Here is a 236-nt window from a genome sequence, read left to right as displayed (position 1 = left end):
GATCGGCTGGGTCGGCGACGAGACGGTCGGCGCGCGCAAGATGCACGCCTATTTCGAATATCACATCGAGCAGGGGCCGATCCTCGAAGCCGAGAACAAGCAGATCGGCGTGGTGACCCATTGCCAGGGCCTGTGGTGGCTGGAGTTCACGCTGACCGGCCGAGAGGCGCACACCGGATCGACGCCAATGAACATGCGCGTCAATGCAGGGCTCGCCATGGCGCGCATCCTGGAGA

General features: G+C 64.0%; 1 pseudogene. It reads left to right on the top strand.

From position 1 onward, the window contains the following. Positions 1–236, top strand: a pseudogene (locus tag P9228_RS30935) (Zn-dependent hydrolase); the annotation flags it as partial.

The sequence above is a fragment of the Mesorhizobium sp. WSM4898 genome (assembly GCF_029625845.1).
GTDB lineage: Bacteria > Pseudomonadota > Alphaproteobacteria > Rhizobiales > Rhizobiaceae > Mesorhizobium.
The sequence above is the reverse complement of the archived record's forward strand: the minus strand, read 5'-3'. Positions and strand labels throughout refer to the sequence as shown.